This window comes from Sorangium sp. So ce295 (genome assembly GCF_051527405.1).
In the GTDB taxonomy this organism is placed as follows: Bacteria; Myxococcota_A; Polyangia; order Polyangiales; family Polyangiaceae; genus Sorangium; species Sorangium cellulosum_B.
Genome location: NZ_CP150324.1, coordinates 9006478 through 9022465, shown reverse-complemented (window position 1 = coordinate 9022465; position 15988 = coordinate 9006478). Strand labels below are relative to the sequence as shown.

At 67.8% G+C, this 15988-nt stretch carries 14 protein-coding genes; 7 read left to right on the top strand and 7 right to left on the bottom strand.

Going from position 1 to position 15988, the window contains the following annotated elements:
- The first annotated feature begins 406 nt into the window (after positions 1-406).
- On the top strand, positions 407-1831 hold the full coding sequence (locus tag WMF11_RS34125; RefSeq protein ID WP_437973706.1) for a porin: 1425 nt from the start codon (positions 407-409) through the stop codon (positions 1829-1831).
- Between the two features lie 53 nt (positions 1832-1884).
- Here the strand turns inward: WMF11_RS34125 and WMF11_RS34120 are convergent, their stop codons facing one another.
- Complete coding sequence (locus WMF11_RS34120) at positions 1885-4092, bottom strand: metallophosphoesterase (RefSeq protein WP_437973705.1); 2208 nt, start codon at positions 4090-4092, stop codon at positions 1885-1887.
- 256 nt (positions 4093-4348) lie between these two features.
- On the opposite strand from WMF11_RS34120, the gene WMF11_RS34115 reads away from it, so the two are divergent.
- The 3 genes from WMF11_RS34115 (at position 4349) to WMF11_RS34105 (ending at position 7415) form a co-directional block, all read left to right on the top strand.
- Positions 4349-5248, top strand: coding sequence for a peptidyl-prolyl cis-trans isomerase (locus WMF11_RS34115; RefSeq protein WP_437903424.1), 900 nt, complete (start codon positions 4349-4351; stop codon positions 5246-5248).
- Positions 5249-5343: 95 nt separating this feature from the next.
- Complete coding sequence (locus tag WMF11_RS34110; protein WP_437973704.1) at positions 5344-6243, top strand: HupE/UreJ family protein; 900 nt, start codon at positions 5344-5346, stop codon at positions 6241-6243.
- Between the two features lie 146 nt (positions 6244-6389).
- On the top strand, positions 6390-7415 hold the full coding sequence (locus WMF11_RS34105) for an SMP-30/gluconolactonase/LRE family protein (protein ID WP_437973703.1): 1026 nt from the start codon (positions 6390-6392) through the stop codon (positions 7413-7415).
- A 76-nt stretch (positions 7416-7491) separates the two neighbouring features.
- Here WMF11_RS34105 and WMF11_RS34100 read toward each other — a convergent pair whose 3' ends face one another.
- From WMF11_RS34100 to WMF11_RS34075, 6 genes are all read right to left on the bottom strand, one after another.
- The gene (locus tag WMF11_RS34100) at positions 7492-8340 is read right to left on the bottom strand and encodes an SAM-dependent methyltransferase (protein ID WP_437973702.1); all 849 of its coding nucleotides are present in this window, start codon (positions 8338-8340) and stop codon (positions 7492-7494) included.
- Positions 8341-9117: 777 nt separating this feature from the next.
- Positions 9118-10068 carry an epimerase gene (locus tag WMF11_RS34095; RefSeq protein ID WP_437973701.1) on the bottom strand — a complete coding sequence of 317 codons (951 nt, stop codon included), beginning with the start codon at positions 10066-10068 and terminating at the stop codon, positions 9118-9120.
- A 181-nt stretch (positions 10069-10249) separates the two neighbouring features.
- A complete protein-coding gene (locus WMF11_RS34090; protein ID WP_437973700.1) occupies positions 10250-11011 on the bottom strand; it encodes a tRNA(His) guanylyltransferase Thg1 family protein in 762 nt (253 codons plus the stop codon).
- Positions 11001-11231 (bottom strand): AAA family ATPase, encoded by a 231-nt coding sequence (locus WMF11_RS34085; RefSeq protein ID WP_437903417.1) that lies wholly within the window; start codon positions 11229-11231, stop codon positions 11001-11003. The genes WMF11_RS34090 and WMF11_RS34085 overlap by 11 nt, the downstream gene beginning before the upstream one ends.
- Before the next feature lie 12 nt (positions 11232-11243).
- Positions 11244-11747 (bottom strand): SRPBCC family protein, encoded by a 504-nt coding sequence (locus WMF11_RS34080; RefSeq protein ID WP_437903416.1) that lies wholly within the window; start codon positions 11745-11747, stop codon positions 11244-11246.
- On the bottom strand, positions 11744-12121 hold the full coding sequence (locus WMF11_RS34075; protein WP_437903415.1) for an ArsR/SmtB family transcription factor: 378 nt from the start codon (positions 12119-12121) through the stop codon (positions 11744-11746). The genes WMF11_RS34080 and WMF11_RS34075 overlap by 4 nt, the downstream gene beginning before the upstream one ends.
- Before the next feature lie 232 nt (positions 12122-12353).
- Between WMF11_RS34075 and WMF11_RS34070 the strand changes: the two genes are divergently transcribed.
- The 3 genes from WMF11_RS34070 (at position 12354) to rsmG (ending at position 15940) form a co-directional block, all read left to right on the top strand.
- On the top strand, positions 12354-14366 hold the full coding sequence (locus WMF11_RS34070; protein WP_437973699.1) for a WD40 repeat domain-containing serine/threonine protein kinase: 2013 nt from the start codon (positions 12354-12356) through the stop codon (positions 14364-14366).
- Between the two features lie 297 nt (positions 14367-14663).
- Positions 14664-15122, top strand: a complete 459-nt coding sequence (locus tag WMF11_RS34065) for a VOC family protein (protein WP_437973698.1) — start codon at positions 14664-14666, stop codon at positions 15120-15122.
- Between the two features lie 98 nt (positions 15123-15220).
- Entirely contained in the window at positions 15221-15940 is a 720-nt protein-coding gene (rsmG, locus tag WMF11_RS34060) for a 16S rRNA (guanine(527)-N(7))-methyltransferase RsmG (RefSeq protein WP_437543256.1), read from the top strand.
- Positions 15941-15988 lie beyond the last annotated feature (48 nt).

The following is a 15988-nucleotide window of genomic DNA, read 5'->3' as shown; positions in this document are numbered from 1 at the left end:
CCTTTCGCGCGATCCGGCGCCCTCCCTGATCCGGAGGCGCCGCCCGCTCCGGGTGTCCGATATGGCGGATGTCCCAAGGCCCGTTGGATGGTGAGCGAGCCCGCATTCAGGGATCCTTGTGGGCGCGATCCATCTCTTGACAGAGATCTTCGTCCGTTATATTGGATGACACGTTCGGTGGTTCCCTGCTGGCGTCGCTGCTGCCCAGCCGGGTGCTCCTGACCGCGGCCTCTCGTCTGCGCGTCGTGCGTGGGACGCGGAGCGCAGGCCGGGGAGTGAGGGGCCGCCGCCTGCGAGGGCGTGGTGCGCGTTCGCGCCGGCGGCTGGTGCCGGCCGTGCGCGCCGCGCGTCGAGGGTCGTGCGCCGTGCGTCGTCAGCAGCTGGTTTGATCCGAGGAACAACGCGCTTGAAATCGATCAACGGAAAGAAGTCGCACACGGTCCGCGCGGCAGCGGCGCTCTGGCTCGTCGCCGCCGCGCTCCCCTCCCAGGCGTCCGCTCAGCAGCCCGTGGCGCCGCTCCAGGCGCCGGCGCCGCCCCAGGCCCCGGCGCCGCTTCCGGCCCCCGCGCCGCAGGAGACCGGGGCGGCGGCCGGCGTCGAGCCGCTGAGCCGCCGGGTCGCGGAGCTCGAGCAGCAGCAGCGCGGGCTGATCGAGCGCCTCGAGGCCGAGCGCAAGGCGGCCGCCGAGGAGCGGGCCAGCGCGGCGAAGGACAAGGGAAGCGCCGTCAAGGTGACGGCGGCTCCTGGAAAGGGCTTCACCGTCAAGACGGCGGACGACAAGTTCTCGTCCACGATCCGGGCCCGCGTGCAGCTCCGCGAGACCATCACGCACACGGGAGAGGACGACACGAACGAGATCAACGTGAAGACGGTGCGCCTCACGACGAGCGGCCATGTCCTCTCGCCCGATCTCAAGTACACCGTGCAGCTCGCCTTCGGCGGCAACGACTTCGAGAAGGACAGCCCCTCTCCCGTCTTCGACGCCTTCGTCGAGTACACCGGGATCCGCGATCTCAACGTGCGTGTCGGCCAGTTCTTCGTCCCGTTCGACCGGGCGCGGACCACGCGCGAGTTCACCCTCCAGCTGGTCGATCGCCAGATCGCCGTCCGCGAGTTCACGCTCGATCGCGACGTCGGCCTGATGCTCTCATCGCCCGATCTCTTCGGCCTGGGAGGCAAGCTGTCGTACAACCTCTTCGTGGGCGGCGGCGAGGGGCGCAATCGCTTCGGCGGCCAGAAGCACGGCCCGCTCGCGGTGGCGCGGCTCGCGGTCCGCCCGTTCGGCGCGTTCGACGACGACCAGGAGGGCGACCTCTCTCGCGAGGCGAAGCCCCGGCTCGCGGTGGGCGTCGCGGGCGCCTACAACCACCAGACCAACCGCCAGAACAGCACCTATGGCACGACGCTCGCGCACGGCGCGGCCGACTACCTGCACGGCGCGGCGGATCTCGTCTTCAAATACGGCGGCTTCTCGCTCTCGGCCGAGGCCGTGGTGCGCCACGCCGAGCGGGATTCCTTCGAGGGCGAGGTCGACGGCGCGCCCGTGCGGGAGTGGACCCGGTCGGGTTACGGCTACTTCGTCCAGTCGGGCTTCCTGCTGACCGAGCGGGTCGAGGTCGCCGCGCGCTGGGACCAGATCTTCGCGGAGCGCGGCACCGATCCGAAGCTCGTCGATCTCGTCGACACGCAGGGAAAGCAGGTCGGCGGCGGGCTCAATTACTATGTGAACGGGTATGCCCTGAAGATCCAGGGCGACTATTTCTACATCTTCGGCAAGGACACCGCCGAGGCCCGCCACGTAGGTCGCCTCCAGCTCGACGCCACGTTCTGAAGCGGGAGGGCCGCGCCCGGGGGCCCCGCATCGCCAGGCCGCCGCCTCAAAGTTCAATAATTGAAATTGCGAACGAGGATGAGCGCCTTCTCATTCCCGTCCATGTCGTCCTCCCAGGCCACCACGAAGCGGCCCTGATCATCCATGGCAGTCACAGGCAACCGTTGCTGGCCGCTCGAGTCGCTGTTGATGGTGAAATCCGCCCGATGCTGCGCGCCGCCGGCCGTGAAATCGCGACCCAGGATCTGATACGCGCCGTTGTCGTCCTGGTCGTCCTGCCAAGCCACCGCAAAAGCACCGTCGCCGCGCATCCCAACGCTAGGCGCAAGCTGTTGACCATCAGCCACGCTGTTCACGGCCATCACCCCGAACCGCTCCGCGCCGGTGATCGTGAACCCGCGTGCATAGATCTGGTAGTAGCCGTTGTCGTCCTGATCGTCCTCCCAGGCCACCACGAAGTTCCCGTTGTTCGCCATGCCGATCGACGGCATGGTGTGCTGCCCCGCCGTGCTCGTATTGACCGCTCTCTGCGCAAAGCGGTTGCCGCCCGTGGCGGTGAAACCTCGATGATAGATCTGGAAGTTGGCGTCGTCGTCCTGGTCGTCTTCCCAAGCGACGACGAAGTCACCATCCGCATCCATGGCGATGGCCGGATTGAACTGCTCACCCGCGGCGACGCTGTTGACGGTGAAGGTCGCGATGCGCTGAACGCCGGCCGCAGTGAAGCCGCGCGCCAAGATCTGATAGTACCCGTTCCCGTCCTGATCGTCTTCCCAGGCGACGACGAAATTGCCGTTGGCGTCGCAGGCCACCGCGGGCCTCGACTGCTGACCGCCCGACACCGTGTTCACCGTAACATCGTGGAAGCGCTCACTGCCATTGGCATTGAAGCCGCGCGCCAGGATCTGATATGCGCCGTTCCCGTCCTGATCGTCTTCCCACGCCACCACGAATCTCCCCGAGTCGTCGATGGCGACGCTCGGGTGCCTCTGCTCGCCTGAATCCACGCTGTTCACGGCGATCTGCGAGAACCGCGCGTTGCCGTCCGGGTCGAAGCCGCGCGCGTAGATCTGACCGACGCCGTTGTCATCGTGGTCATCTTCCCAGACCACCACGAAGTTGCCGTTCGGCGCCGTCGCGATCTTGGGATCGAAGTGCTCGCCCGTCAACTGCACGTTGGCCATGCGATCCTTGAACAAGATATCGCTGGCCGTGTAAGCGTACGTGGGCAGCGCAGCCTGCATGTCGTAGCTGATGGCGTAGTTCTGTTGGTTGTGTTTGGTCGCAGTCGGGCTCTGCGCCTTGTTGTAGTTCAGGTACAGCGTCGCCTGACAGTCGGCGAAGATCGCGCAGTTGCCGTCCTCGACGCTCAGCGTTTCCACCGTGATCTGATTCTGCGCCGGCTCGAACGTGAGGACGCGCAGCCAGCCGTTGCCCAGCGCATGGCCGTTGCCCAGGACCGGCTCACTCTGAAAGTCGTTCAGGATCTCGTGTACGTTGTTGCCGTTGTTGCCGGTGCGGCGGCGATACGACACCCCCTGGATGTGTCCGCTCACGGACATGAACACGTTGCTGTGGCGCTGGATCAGCTCTTCCCAGAGGTCCACGCCGTCGCGGCCCTCGAGGTTGTAGCTGTCGGCACAGCCGCTCGCGTGCTCAGCGTTGTTGTTCATGTGGCAGTGCGTGGCCACGATGACGCGGCGGTCCGGGTGGTTCGCGATGACCTGATTCGCCCACGTCACGACGTCCTTGCGCGGCGCGAACTCGAGGCTCACCACCATGAACTTGAGCCCGCCGGCCTCGAAGTACGTGTAGTTGTTGATGTTCGATGCGTCGTAAGCACCGCCGTAAAACGACTCGCCCTCGTAGCGCGGCTGGCCGAAGTAATCCGCGTACAGCGAGCTGCGCTTGTAGGCTTCGTTGCTCGGGTAGATGTCATGGTTGCCGATCGTCATGCTGTACGGCACGCCGGCGTTGTCCAGCAGCGTGTGCGCGGCGCTCGCCACGTCGTACTCGATTGCGGTGTCGTGATTGGTGATGTCGCCGAGGTGCACCGCGAACTTGATGTTGCGCGCGGCGCGGTTGTCGACGAGCCACTGCATTTGGTGTTCGTAGACTTCGTACGAGGAGAACTCGCTGTAGTTTTGGGTGTCGGGGATCAACACGACCGAAAACGCGGCTTGCGCGCTCGCGGAGCGTGTCGCTACACAACACAGCGCGAAAGCGGCTACAGCGAGCATCAAACGGTAGGTTTTTGTCATGTACGGGTGCTCCCCTGGCCAAGACGGACGAGCCTGGCTCTGTTCGCTGCCGCACTTGTATGCGGTGCAGGTTGCAACTCCGTGCGGCTCCAGTTACCTCTGGTTGCCGCTCGGCGTGCGCTGCGCCGCGAGGTCTCGTCGTCCACCGTCAAGTCGCGACGCCGTCGCGCTGCTGAAACAGAGGCGCCACGGAGCACGGGTAGCCTCCGCCGGGCTCGCCAGTCCGTGAGCCGGATACGCTGCACTCTCGAGAGCCATGACTCGAACCGCCGCCCCTAGAGCCGCCGACCCGACCGCGTTCGAGGGGGCATCGGGCCGCACGGCCAAAGATGCCAAGACCCTCGTCGCTTTGTCGCGGCGCATCGCTTCCGAGCCCTTCGTTCACTTCACGCTGCTCGGGGCGCTCGTGTTCGCCGGACATCTCCTGGTCACCCGCGCGTCCGACGTGCCCACGCTCGACGTGTCGGCGTCCAAACAGCGAGAACTCGTCAAGCTGTTCGAGCAACGCCAGGGCAGGGCCCCGAACGACACAGAGCGCGAGCAGCTGATCCGACGCTACGTCGAAGATGAAGCGCTGTTTCGCGAGGGCTTGCGCCTGTCCCTCGTGCACACGGACCCGATGCTGCGCGCGCAGGTCATCGCCCGCGTGCGCGGCATGCTGCAAGCCGAGCTCAGCCAAAAGCCGCCCACGGACATCGAGCTACAAACCTACCATGAAGCGCATCTCTCGGACTACGCCGTCCCTGAGACCATCAGCTATCGCGAGTACCTGATTCGCAGCGGGCCGGACGCCGACGGCGACGCACGGCGGCTCTTGTCGTCGTTGGAACGACAAGAGCCGGCCGACGGGCCGGGGCTGCCCATTCCAACCGACTATTCGCAACGCTCCGAAGCTCAGCTGGCCTCATTGTACGGCCCCGAGCTCGCACACGAACTCTGGACTCTGCCGAGCAGCAGCTGGCGAGAGCTGCGGTCCAGTCGCGGAGTTCACATCGTGCGCGTCGCTGAGCGCACCGCGGCGTCGGAGCCCTCGTTCGAGACCATCCGCGAGCAGGTGAGCGCGGACTATCGCAAGGATCGGACTGCGCGCGCGTTTCAAGCGGAGCTCAGCCGCATCACATCGCAGTGGCGCGTCCAGATCGCGGAGCGGCCATGACGAGCGGGAAGTGGCTGCGGGCGGCGGCGGCGCTGTGGATCACCCTGTGTTCCCTGTGCGCAGGGGCCGCGCACGCCCACACGCTCTCGCTGAGCGTGCTGGCGCTCGACGAGCGCTCACCTGGCGAGTTCATCGCCAGCTGGGAGCGCACGCAGGGCATCCAGGACGTCAGCGCGGCGTACGACTTGCTCAAGCCCGTGTTCCCTGAGCACTGCCGGTTCGAGGCGCCGCGCCTCGATTGCGGCGCGCGCGGGCTGTCAGGTCGCGTCGGGTTCGACGGCCTGGGCGATCTCTCGACCTCCGGCATGATCAAGATCCGGTGGGTTGACGGCAGTGACCAGATGCTGAGCCTGACCGCCGCGCAGCCCCACGTTCGAGTGTCAGAGGTGCGGACCGATACCAGGGCGTTGCGCGGGGTGTCCAATTTTGTCTGGATCGGGATCACGCACATCTGGCTCGGGCTGGATCACTTGCTGTTCGTGGTGGGGCTGCTCTGGCTGCTGGACTCGTGGCGCGTGCTGATCAAGACCGTCACGGCGTTCACGGTCGCGCATAGCTTGACGCTGGGAGCGGCGACCTTCGGGCTGCACGGCCTGCCTACCGCCCCCGTCGAAGCCGTCATCGCGCTCAGCATCGCGTTCGTCGCCGTGGAGATAGCTGGCGAGGCACGCACGAAGCGGCCGAGCTTGACTCGCCGATGGCCCTGGTTCGTGGCGTTCTCGTTCGGGCTCTTGCACGGCTTCGGTTTCGCCAACGCGCTCGCGGTGCTGGAGCTCTCCAACGCGGATCGCCCGATCGCGCTGCTCTGCTTCAACGTCGGCGTGGAGATCGGGCAGCTGGTGTTCATCGCAGGCTTGCTGGCGCTCCGCGCGGCGTTGCGTAGGCTCGGGCGCGCGTCGGGCGTTCGTCTCGCGACCGCCGGTTACTACGCGATGGGCACGCTGGCGATGTACTGGTTTTTTGAGCGGATCGCCGCTTTCGTACCCGACGTCTGACCGTCTAGCTATAGCGGCTGAGCGCGGCGCGGGCCGCAGCACGGTCCTCCTCGGAAGGCCACGCGGCGGCCAGCTTGCGTTCGACGTCCGGCTCCAGAACCAGAGCTTTCGGCGTTGTGGTAGATTCGCCGCCCGGAGGTCATTTCGTGGCACGATTCCGTGGCATTTTGACGTCCATCGCCGCTGCGGCCGCGGTGGTTTCCTGCGGGGGGGAGACCCGGCCGCCCGCGCTGGCGCCGGCGGCCTCCGCTTCCGTCGCGCCCGTCGCGACGAACAGCGTTGAGCCCCCGCCTGCGGCTCCGGCTGCTCCCACGGCGTCGACGGCGGCGCCCGAGCCGCCCAGGCTCGCCGCGCCGAGCCCAGTCGCCAGGTACACCGGCTTCGCCAAGCCGGAGAGCGTGCTCTACGACGCGGACAACGACCGGTACCTCGTGTCGAACATCAACGGCAATCCGGACGACAAGGACAACAACGGCTTCATCTCCGTCCTCTCGCCCGACGGTCAGGTGACGAACCTGAAGTGGATCGAGGGCGGCAAGGCCAAGGTCAAGCTCGACGCGCCGACGGGCTCGGCGATCGCGAAGGGCGTGCTCTACGTCGCCGACCTCACGACCGTCCGGATGTTCGACCTCAAGACCGGGGCGCCGAAGGGAGAGATCGCCATCCCCGGTACGACGTTGCTGAACGACGTCGTGGCGGCTCCGGACGGCAAGGTCTACGTGTCTGACTCCGGCTTCAAGATCACCGCGACCGGAACCCTGGAGGCGACGTCGAGCGATGCCATGTACGTCATCGAGAAGGGCAAGGCCAAGGCGCTGGTGAAGACCACCGACCTGCACATGCCGAACGGCCTCGCATGGTCCGACAAGGGGCTCGTGGTCTGCTCGAGCGGCGCTCCCGAGGTCTTCCGCCTGGATGAGAAGGGCGCCAAGCAGGACGCGACCACCACGGCGCCCGGCGGTCGCCTCGATGGCCTGATCTCCCTCGGGGACTCGCTCCTCGTGACCAGCCACGAAGCGTCGGCGGTGCTTCGCGGGAAGCTCGGCGGAACCTTCGTGGTCGCGATTCCCGAGCAGAAGACGCCCGCGGACATCGGTTACGACACGAAGCGTGGACGCGTCCTTGTCCCCCACGTGATGGTGGACACGGTCGACGTCTACGAGCTGAGGTAGTCTGCGGACGAGAGACCCTTCGCGATGGAGGAAGGCCTCCTCGAGGCGGCGATGGAAGGTTGACGCCCCACGGGCGTCAATCTTTCACACCGACAAGCCGCATGAAGCAGAGCGCTCCGGCCTCACCGAGGTGTCGAGCGCAGCGCCATCCAACGACTTCGTGCGCCGGGTATGAATCGGGGCTCTCGCTGGCGAGTTGTGTGAATTTCTGATAGTGCTCGATGAATGGCGTAGTCACGTCCACCTCCACGACGACGCGCAGGCCCGCGGAAACGAAGGCGTCGCGCCACTTCTCCGCGCTCACGAAGCTTGACCGCCAAACATCGGAGAGCGTATCCAGCCAGTTCTCCTCCTGTAGGCTTCCGGGGTCTCGGCCGAGGCAGGTGTCTTCGAACGCGACGCGTCCGCCAGCAATCAGCCAGCCGCTCGCCAGCTCGAGCAGGCGCACAGGATCGGCGGTGTGGATCCATGAGTTTTGGCCCCAGACGACGGAATAGGCGGGTTCTGGCGTGAGCGCCATGATGTCAGCGCATGTAAAGGTTACCGTCGTCTCAAGCCCTGTGAGCCGGGTCAGCTCCATGGCGTCGCTGTGCCGCTGCGGGTTCAGGTCGACGCCATGGACTCGGCAGCCGTAACGGCTGGCAAGGAGTCGTGCCGGCCCCCCGATGCCGCTGCCGAGATCGAGGACATGGTCCGAAGGGCGGACGCCACATGCCTCCGCCAGCTCAAGCACGAACGGTGCGCCTCCGACGTGATTCCGCTCCGTGATCTCGCGTTCCTCATCGAACGCGAGATCGTCCTCGGTGAGCCGGGTTTTATGCTCACCCGCGAGCCGTTGCTTCAGGGTTTCGAGGCGCAGCGGATGGCCTTCGTAGACTTCGAGCACCTCCTCGGGTGTGAAGTGACGGACGCGCTTTCTCGTCATCGGAGCGACCCCATGGCAATGGTGAGTGGGCGAAACGTGGCTCAGGCTTCTGGTGTGTGGCGCTCGTGTCGCTGGTTGCGGTGTCGTACATGTGCACGATGTCGGGGACTGTGCGGCTTGCGATCGGTCTGCCGATGTCTATCGGAGGTCTGCGCTGAAGGGAGGTCAGCAAGCGGTCACCGTTCGACGATTCCAAGGATCCCATTCTGGATGAAAGAATCGTCGGAACAAGTAGCGTTTACCGCTGATGACAGGGACGGAATCGAGCTCGGCCCTGGTCCGGTTTCGCGTATCGCCAAGAGGCGAGTCGTCGCTGGCAGCTGGCCGATTGGACGAGGGATCGCCATGCAATCCGTGTTGCGGTCCGTGTATCTCTGCTTTTCCTCTGGTCCGCATGATGCGTGGATTTCATGAAAGAGGCCGTGTTGCGATTTTTGTGGCCGATTGCAAAGAGCGTGCAAGGCGCGCGGGCCCGCTGGGAGCTCTCGTGCTTCTTCCTTGTGCCTCCCCCGCACCTCTCTCCCTCTCTAGCTATGACTCTAGCTAAAAGCTTGCCAATCCCACTGCGCGGCGCCAGGCGCGCGTGCGCCGGCGAGCTCGGCGCGGCCGCCATGGCGCTGGCCGAGCTCGGGCGCGTCGCCGGCAAGGGGCTCGAGGACGGGCGCGGCGGTGGCGGTCGGGGCGGACGGCAAGCGCGGCACGATCGCCGTCGCGCCCAGATCAACAGAGCTTGGGTCGGGAGAGCTCAGGAGCGCACACCGGGAGCGCGTCAGCTCCTCAGCTCTCGGTGCGCCATCGCGCCACGAGGTCGCGCGCCGCCGACGACCACTCGGTGAAGGCGAACGTGAACCCGGCCTCGCGCAGGCGTCCCGGGACGACGCGCCGGCTCTTCAGCACGAGCTCGGTGTCCGTGCGCATCACGAGCGCGCCGACCTCCAGCATCCATTTCATCGCGGGCAACCCGAAGCCGATACCCCAGGCCTCGCGCAGCGCGCGCATGAAATCTCGGTAGGGGAGCGGCCCCGGCGAGGCGAGGTTGACCGGCCCGGAGATGTCGTCCCGCTCGATCAAGAACCTCGTCGCTCGCACGAAGTCGCGATCGTGGATCCACGACACGAACTGCTGCCCTCCGCCGGCCGGACCGCCGAGGCCCCGCCGGGTGAGCCCGAGCAGCACGTCGAAGATGCCGCCGCGATCAGGGCTCATCACCATGGAAGCGCGGATCGCGATCTTGCGCGTGCGCGGCGTCTTGGCGTCGTCCAGCGCCTGCTCCCACGCTCGGGCGATCTCGACGCTGTTGCGCCAGGTCGAGGGGACGTCCGGCTCGTCGCCGCCGAGGAGCCCGGTCGCCTCGTCGTTGGGCGCATCGTGGCGGTGCGCGTAGATCGTGGCCGTGCTCATCTGCAGCCATACGCGCGGCGGCTGTGAGGCGGCGGCGATCGCCTCGCCGACGGCGCGCGTCGAGTCCACACGAGAGCTCCTCATCGCGCGGAGGTTCTCGTCCGTGTAACGGCAGTTCACGCTGCGGCCAGCGAGGTTGAACACCACGTCGGCGCCGTCGAGCTCGCTCGCCCAGGGACCGAGCGTGCGTCCATCCCACGGCACGACCCGCCCCGCGGGCACGCTCGCGCTGCGGCACAGGACGATCACCTCGTGTCCGTCGGCCGCGAAGGCGCGCGCAAGGATCTGACCTACCTGTCCGCTCCCACCCGGAAGGACGATCTTCATGCCGCGAGCCTACCGCGGGCCGCCGCGAATGCACAGGCCGGCGCGACCACGAGAGCACGCCGCGCCGGCGCCTGGCGAGGGCGCGCCAATCCCGGGCGCGCTGCCGGAGCGACCGCGCCTCGGAGCGCATGGTGGCGTGTTCGCCCAGCCCCTCAGTTGGCAACGCGTGGGCGGGCGCTCGTCATGCTTCGGCCTGCTCCTTGAGGAATTGACGCACGAACTTCCCGTAAGCCTCTTTCATGGGCAGATCGTCGTCGACGCGAAGCCTGCGACGGGTGGCCGGGACGCTCTCTCCGGTCCTCGGGTTCTTTCCTGCCTTGGTTATCGTCTCCCAATAGATGCCCGACCCCCGGCGCTGCCACGCGGGCACGTCGTTGAAGTTGATCCCACGGGAGAAGAGCAGCTCGTTCTTTCCAGCGACGGAGAGGCCGAGCATCGCATGGGTGGCTTCCTTGACGCTCTTGCCCTCCTTTCGGAGGGTCCAATAGCACCAGTTGTTGAGAGCGGACCGCGTCGCGTCCGCCTGCCGCCAGCGAAAGTAGTCGACAACGTCTCCGCGCCGGGCGCCGAGCCACAGGCGCGCGTCAAACTCCACCGGCGCGCCGAGCGAGAGCGAGAGGCTGGCGGCGGCGGAGCTGGCGGCGATGGAGACCAGCTTCTCTACTCCGCGATCGAAGACGTTGCTCTCGTGGGGGAGCAGGATGGAGATCTCGTCGCTCTGCGTATGGGCGTAAGAACCGTGGAGAGAGGTGAGCACGGCCTTCGCGGCGTCCGTCATCTTGCGATGGAACCCCGCGTCGAACGGTTTCTCGCAGGTGCGCTCCGTCAGCCGCGAAAACGAACGGCCGTCCACCCGAATGACGATGTACGCGCCCTGCAGCGCGCGCAGCTCGTGAAAGCACTCGCCCAGTCGCATCTTCGCATCCATCTCGTCACTCTTCATTCGACTGCTCCTGCCAGACCTCCTGCGCGAAACCATCGTTCGTCATCGTCATGTAGTAGAGCTCGGTCACCAGGCGGGCCTGGCGCACGTCGCGCTTCTTCGCGTTGGGAAAATTGTCCTTGCTGACATGCACGTGCGTCCCGGAGAAGTGGGTCCGGAAGAACGTGGTCTTGCCCGATGCCGGCAGGCCAACGAAGAGGATCACTGCCGGCGAGCCCATCGACTGGCGACCTCAGCAGGGCGTGCGCGCGTCGCCCAGGTAATAGTCGCGCTGCGCCGGATAGTAGTCGGCGAAGCTGGGCAGCGGCTCGCCGAGCCTGGAGGCGACGAGCATGTCGAGGTAGTACTCCCAGCCCGGCCCGACATCGCCGGCGAGCGTTGGATCGGCGAGGCGCTGGATGAAGGTGAGCTCGGTGATCTCACCCTTCGCCGCGAGCGACAGCTCGAGCCGCCACTCGCCGTGATCGTCCTTGGCCGAGAGCGCGAGGCGATGCGGCGGCTCGCACGTGTCGATCGAGAAGTCACACCACGGCGCCCCCTGCTCGAACGCCATCTGAAGGCGCACCGTCTTGCCGGGCCCCGCTTCGCCCTCCCACGGGCCGATCCAGCGCGCCGTGCTCTCGGAGGCGGTGACGCTCTGCCAGACATCCTCGATGGGGGCGCGAAAGCTGCGCGTGATGACGAGATCGGCGCCTGTCGCCGTGCTCCGGACGTGGCCTGTGGGTCGGGGGCTCATGCGGTCTCCTTCCTTCGTTTCGCTTGGTTGTGGGACGGGGGTGCGGTCGCCATGCGCCGCTGCCGGCCGACGCGGTGCACCTCGGTCTCGAGCGCGTCGAACCGGCGGTGCCACGGGCTCGCCGCGTGCAGCTCTCGCAGGAACGCCTCGATCTCGGCGAGCGCACCGAGCTCGAGGCGGTACTCGCGCTCGCGACCGCACTGGACGTCGCGCACCAGGCCCGCCTCGCGCAGCACGCGCAGGTGCCGGCTGACCGCCGGGCGGCTGACCGGAAACGCGCCGGCGATGGCGCCCGCCGTGGCGGTGCGATCGCGCAGCATCCGCAGGATCTCCCGCCGGATCGGATCCGCCAGCGCCTGGGCAACGGCGTCCATCGGCGTGATGTGTAACGGATGTGTTACGCGTTCGTCAAGTCCTCCGCCGAGCGCAGGGAGGCTTCGCAGTCCGGCGAGAGGCCCCGATCGAAGGCGAGCCCGCGCGTCTCGAGGCGCCGTTCACCCTGGACGCGGGAGCCGGTCGGCCAGCGCCGCGCGCACCGTCGCGCCCGTGGCGAAGAGGCGGCGCGCCCGCGGCCCGGTCGCGGTAGGATGCGGCAGGGCGATCGGAATGCAGGCCGGACAGCATGTGACCCCGACGATCAAGCTCGTGCGCCCCCTGGGCCAGGGCGCCATGGGCTGCGTCTGGATCGCGGAGCACCTCACGCTGGGCACGCAGGTCGCTGTGAAGCTCATGGCGCCGAGCTACGCAGAGGACGCGCGATCCGCGGCGCGCTTCCGGCAGGAAGCGCAGGCCGCCGCGCGGCTCAAGAGCCCGCATGTGACCCAGGTCCTCGACCACGGGATGACGGGGGAAGGGCAGCCTTACATCGTGATGGAGCTCCTCGAGGGCGAGACGCTCAGGCAGCGCATGGAACGGTCCGGGCCGATGCCCATCGACGAGGTGATACGGCTCGTCGGGCAAACCGCCAAGGCCCTTGGAGGGGCCCACCGGCTCGGCATCGTGCACCGTGACATCAAGCCGGACAACCTGTTCGTGATCGACGTCGAGGGGGAGCCTTTCACCAAGGTGCTCGATTTCGGGATCGCGAAGCGGGTGGATGCGGACGTGCGGATGACGTCGACCGGGATGACGCTGGGGACGCCGCTTTACATGAGCCCGGAGCAGTTCGGCGACATCGGCCGCGTCGATCATCGCACGGACCTGTGGGCGCTCGGGGTCGTCACGTATGAGGCGCTGACGGGGAAGACGCCGTTCACGGGTCCCACGTTGTTCGCGCTGGCGATGGCCGTGCAGAAGGGCGTGTTCGAGCCGCCGAGCGTGCTGCGGCCCGAGCTGCCTGCCGCGATGGACGCGTGGATGGGCCGGGCGCTGGCGGTCGACCTCGAGGCGCGGTTCGGCGCGGCCATGGATATGGCGGAGGCCCTCGGCGCGGCCGCACAGCGGGCACACGAGCGAGAGCGGAGATCGGCGGCGCCGCGGAGCTCGCGCGAGGGCGTGGCCCTCGCCGACACCCTGCCCATGCCGGGTGAGAAGGCTGCCGCGCAGAGGGTTCCAGAGCAGGTCGTTGCGCCGGAGGCCTTCGAGCCGGCCGCCGCGCTGGGGGCGGACGTCGCGGCGAAGCCGAAGGCGGAGGACGACGCCCCCGCGCCACTTCGCGTGGACGCAAGCCGCAAACCGCTCCGAAGACCTGGACACAAGGAGAGGCACCCCACCCGTGTCGTCGGTGAGCCCGGTCTCGAGATCGATGACGACAGGCTCAGAAATACCCTGTCTCTGTGCGTGCCCGGGCACAAGGCTCGGGCCGTTGCTTTCGACGAGCGTGACGCGGTGCTCGTCATCGCCTTCGGCACGGGCTTGGTGCTGTGCCTGGACCTTGCGGCGCGGCGCCCGCGCTGGTGGCAGCGTCTTCCCTCGCGTGTGCTCTGCGTCACCGCGCGCGCGGGCAGGATCGCTGTCGGCTGTGGTGACGGGAACATCTGTTTGCTTGATCCCGCGGACGGCACCATCGAGGAGTCCTTGCCAGGTCATGCGGCCGTGCGAGGCATCGACATCCACTGGAATGGACAGAGGCTCGTCGCGTGCGGCGATGACCGGCTCGTCACCTTGTGGAGCGTGACCGCCGGTGAGCGCCTGCACGTCGGCAAGGAGCACTCCGATCGCGTCCGGAGCGTGGCGTTTGTCGCGGACAGCACGATGCTCGCATCCGGCGGGCACGACGCGACGGTGCGCCTCTGGGACGCGTCGCTGCGGCAGGTGCGGGTCTTGCGGTCCGAGGGGGGCGCCGTGCGGAGCCTCGCGGTCGCGGAGCGAACGCGCACGCTGGCGGCGGCCTGCGATGACGGCACGATCCGATTCTGGGACACGCGGACGTGGGAGCCGTCGCCGACGGCCTCGTTCACAGCGCATACGAAGCGCGTCGTGTCCGTGGCCTTCGTGTCGCAGTGGGAAGCGCTCGTCTTTGGCTCGGCCGACGGCACGGTGCGAGCCGGCGGCCGCGTGATTGGCGGGTATGCCAGCGCCGTCGAGTGTATGGCGGCGAGCAGGGAGGGGGAGTATGTAGCCTCGGCGTGCGCGGACGGCGCGGTGCGCGTACGATATCGAGGGTGGGATCGCTGGTGAGGGCACCTCGCGGATGCGATCTCAAGAGGTCGGCCTCCGCGTCGGCGCACTCCCGCGAGGGCGCATCCAGAGACCGCCTCGTCGATCGTGTGCAGCTCAGGCGACACGCGGAAGAGGCGCGCGGCCGGGCCCGCAGGTAAATTTCGTCCAATACGCGGTCGGCGCGATAGTCCAGGATGAGCGCCGACCCGGATCGCCAAGCCTGGCGCGCGCGGAGCGCCGCTCGACCGTCAAGGCACCTCCCGCCGTTCCCCCGGGAAAGGCCATGATCCGATACGAGCACGAAGGAGCGCGACGATGACGAAGAGCAAGGTCCACCCCGTCCCGGAAGGTCAGACGTGCTTCCCCTACCTGAGCGCGCGGAGCGCCGCGGAAGCCATCGAGTTCTACACGCGCGCGTTCGGCGCGCGCGAGGACTCGCGCATCCCGATGCCCGACGGGCGGATCGGCCACGCCGAGCTGTCCATCGGTCGAGCTCGGTTCTTCCTGTCGGACGAGTATCCCGAGCTCGGCGCCATCAGCCCCGAGACGCTGGGAGGCAGCAGCCCGGCCGTCGTCGTCTACGTGGAGGACGTGGACGCGCTCGTCGCTCAGGCCGCGGCGGCAGGCGCGACCATCGATCGCCCGCCGCAGGACAAGCCGTTCGGAGACCGGACGGCCTGGCTCCGCGATCCGTTCGGCCATCGCTGGTCCTTCGCGAGCCGGATCGAGGACGTCTCTCCCGAAGAGCTGCAGAGGCGCCTCTCGGCGGTGTAGCGACCCGCCACAAGGGCGGCCCCGGAGCGGGCGGGGAGGGCGAGCGCGAGAATTGCGGCGCTTCACGAGGGGGAGCTTGCTAGGGTGCGCGGACGTCCATGCCCCCTGACGAACGCGCTCCTCTCCCGCTGCCGGCTCCCGCTCCGCTCACGCCTCCGGAGGGCTTCGCGGAGCGCCTCGCGGCGATCGGCGTCACCCTCGACGCCGCGACGATCGCCAGGCTCGGCGATTACCTCGCGCGCCTGCTCGCGATGAACGAGCTGATGAACCTCACCTCGGTCACGGATCCGGTCGAGGTCTGGGAGAAACACATCCTCGATTCGCTCACGCTCCTGCCCCTCCTGGAGGAGCTGAGCGCGGGGGCGCGCCTCGCCGACATCGGCTCGGGCGGGGGCCTCCCCGGCCTTCCGGTCGCCATCGCTCGGCCCGATCTGAGGGTGACGCTGGTGGAGGCGACGCAGAAGAAGGCCTCGTTCCTCACCGCGGTGGCCTCGGGCCTGGGGCTCACCAACGTGTCGGTGCGCGCCGAGCGCGCCGAGCAGCTCGGCAAGGGCGATCTCCAAGGCGCGTTCGACGCGGTGACGGCGCGCGCGGTGGGGCGCCTGGTCATGCTGATCCCCCTGACGGTGCCCTTCGTGCGGCCGAGCGGGATCGTGCTGCTGGTGAAGGGCCAGCGCGCCGAGGAGGAGCTCGCCGAGGCGAGCTGGGTCCTCGGGCGACAGCGGGCCGCCTTCGTGAAGACCGTGGCGACGCCGACGGGGAAGATCGTGATGCTGCGGAAGTCGGGGGAGGAGCCGAAGCGCCATCCCGGGCGGTGATCCCCGGCGGTGTTCCCGGGGCTTCCCGCCGTTCTTGTCGGGTCGGCG

Coding starts and splice junctions, on each gene's coding strand:
- WMF11_RS34075 (WP_437903415.1), bottom strand. CDS start 12,121: ATGGACGCCGTTGCCCAGGCGCTGGCGGATCCGATCCGGCGGGAGATC.
- WMF11_RS34090 (WP_437973700.1), bottom strand. CDS start 11,011: ATGAAGAGTGACGAGATGGATGCGAAGATGCGACTGGGCGAGTGCTTT.
- WMF11_RS34115 (WP_437903424.1), top strand. CDS start 4,349: ATGACTCGAACCGCCGCCCCTAGAGCCGCCGACCCGACCGCGTTCGAG.
- WMF11_RS34080 (WP_437903416.1), bottom strand. CDS start 11,747: ATGAGCCCCCGACCCACAGGCCACGTCCGGAGCACGGCGACAGGCGCC.
- WMF11_RS34085 (WP_437903417.1), bottom strand. CDS start 11,231: ATGGGCTCGCCGGCAGTGATCCTCTTCGTTGGCCTGCCGGCATCGGGC.
- WMF11_RS34070 (WP_437973699.1), top strand. CDS start 12,354: ATGCAGGCCGGACAGCATGTGACCCCGACGATCAAGCTCGTGCGCCCC.
- WMF11_RS34095 (WP_437973701.1), bottom strand. CDS start 10,068: ATGAAGATCGTCCTTCCGGGTGGGAGCGGACAGGTAGGTCAGATCCTT.
- rsmG (WP_437543256.1), top strand. CDS start 15,221: ATGCCCCCTGACGAACGCGCTCCTCTCCCGCTGCCGGCTCCCGCTCCG.
- WMF11_RS34100 (WP_437973702.1), bottom strand. CDS start 8,340: ATGACGAGAAAGCGCGTCCGTCACTTCACACCCGAGGAGGTGCTCGAA.
- WMF11_RS34120 (WP_437973705.1), bottom strand. CDS start 4,092: ATGACAAAAACCTACCGTTTGATGCTCGCTGTAGCCGCTTTCGCGCTG.
- WMF11_RS34065 (WP_437973698.1), top strand. CDS start 14,664: ATGACGAAGAGCAAGGTCCACCCCGTCCCGGAAGGTCAGACGTGCTTC.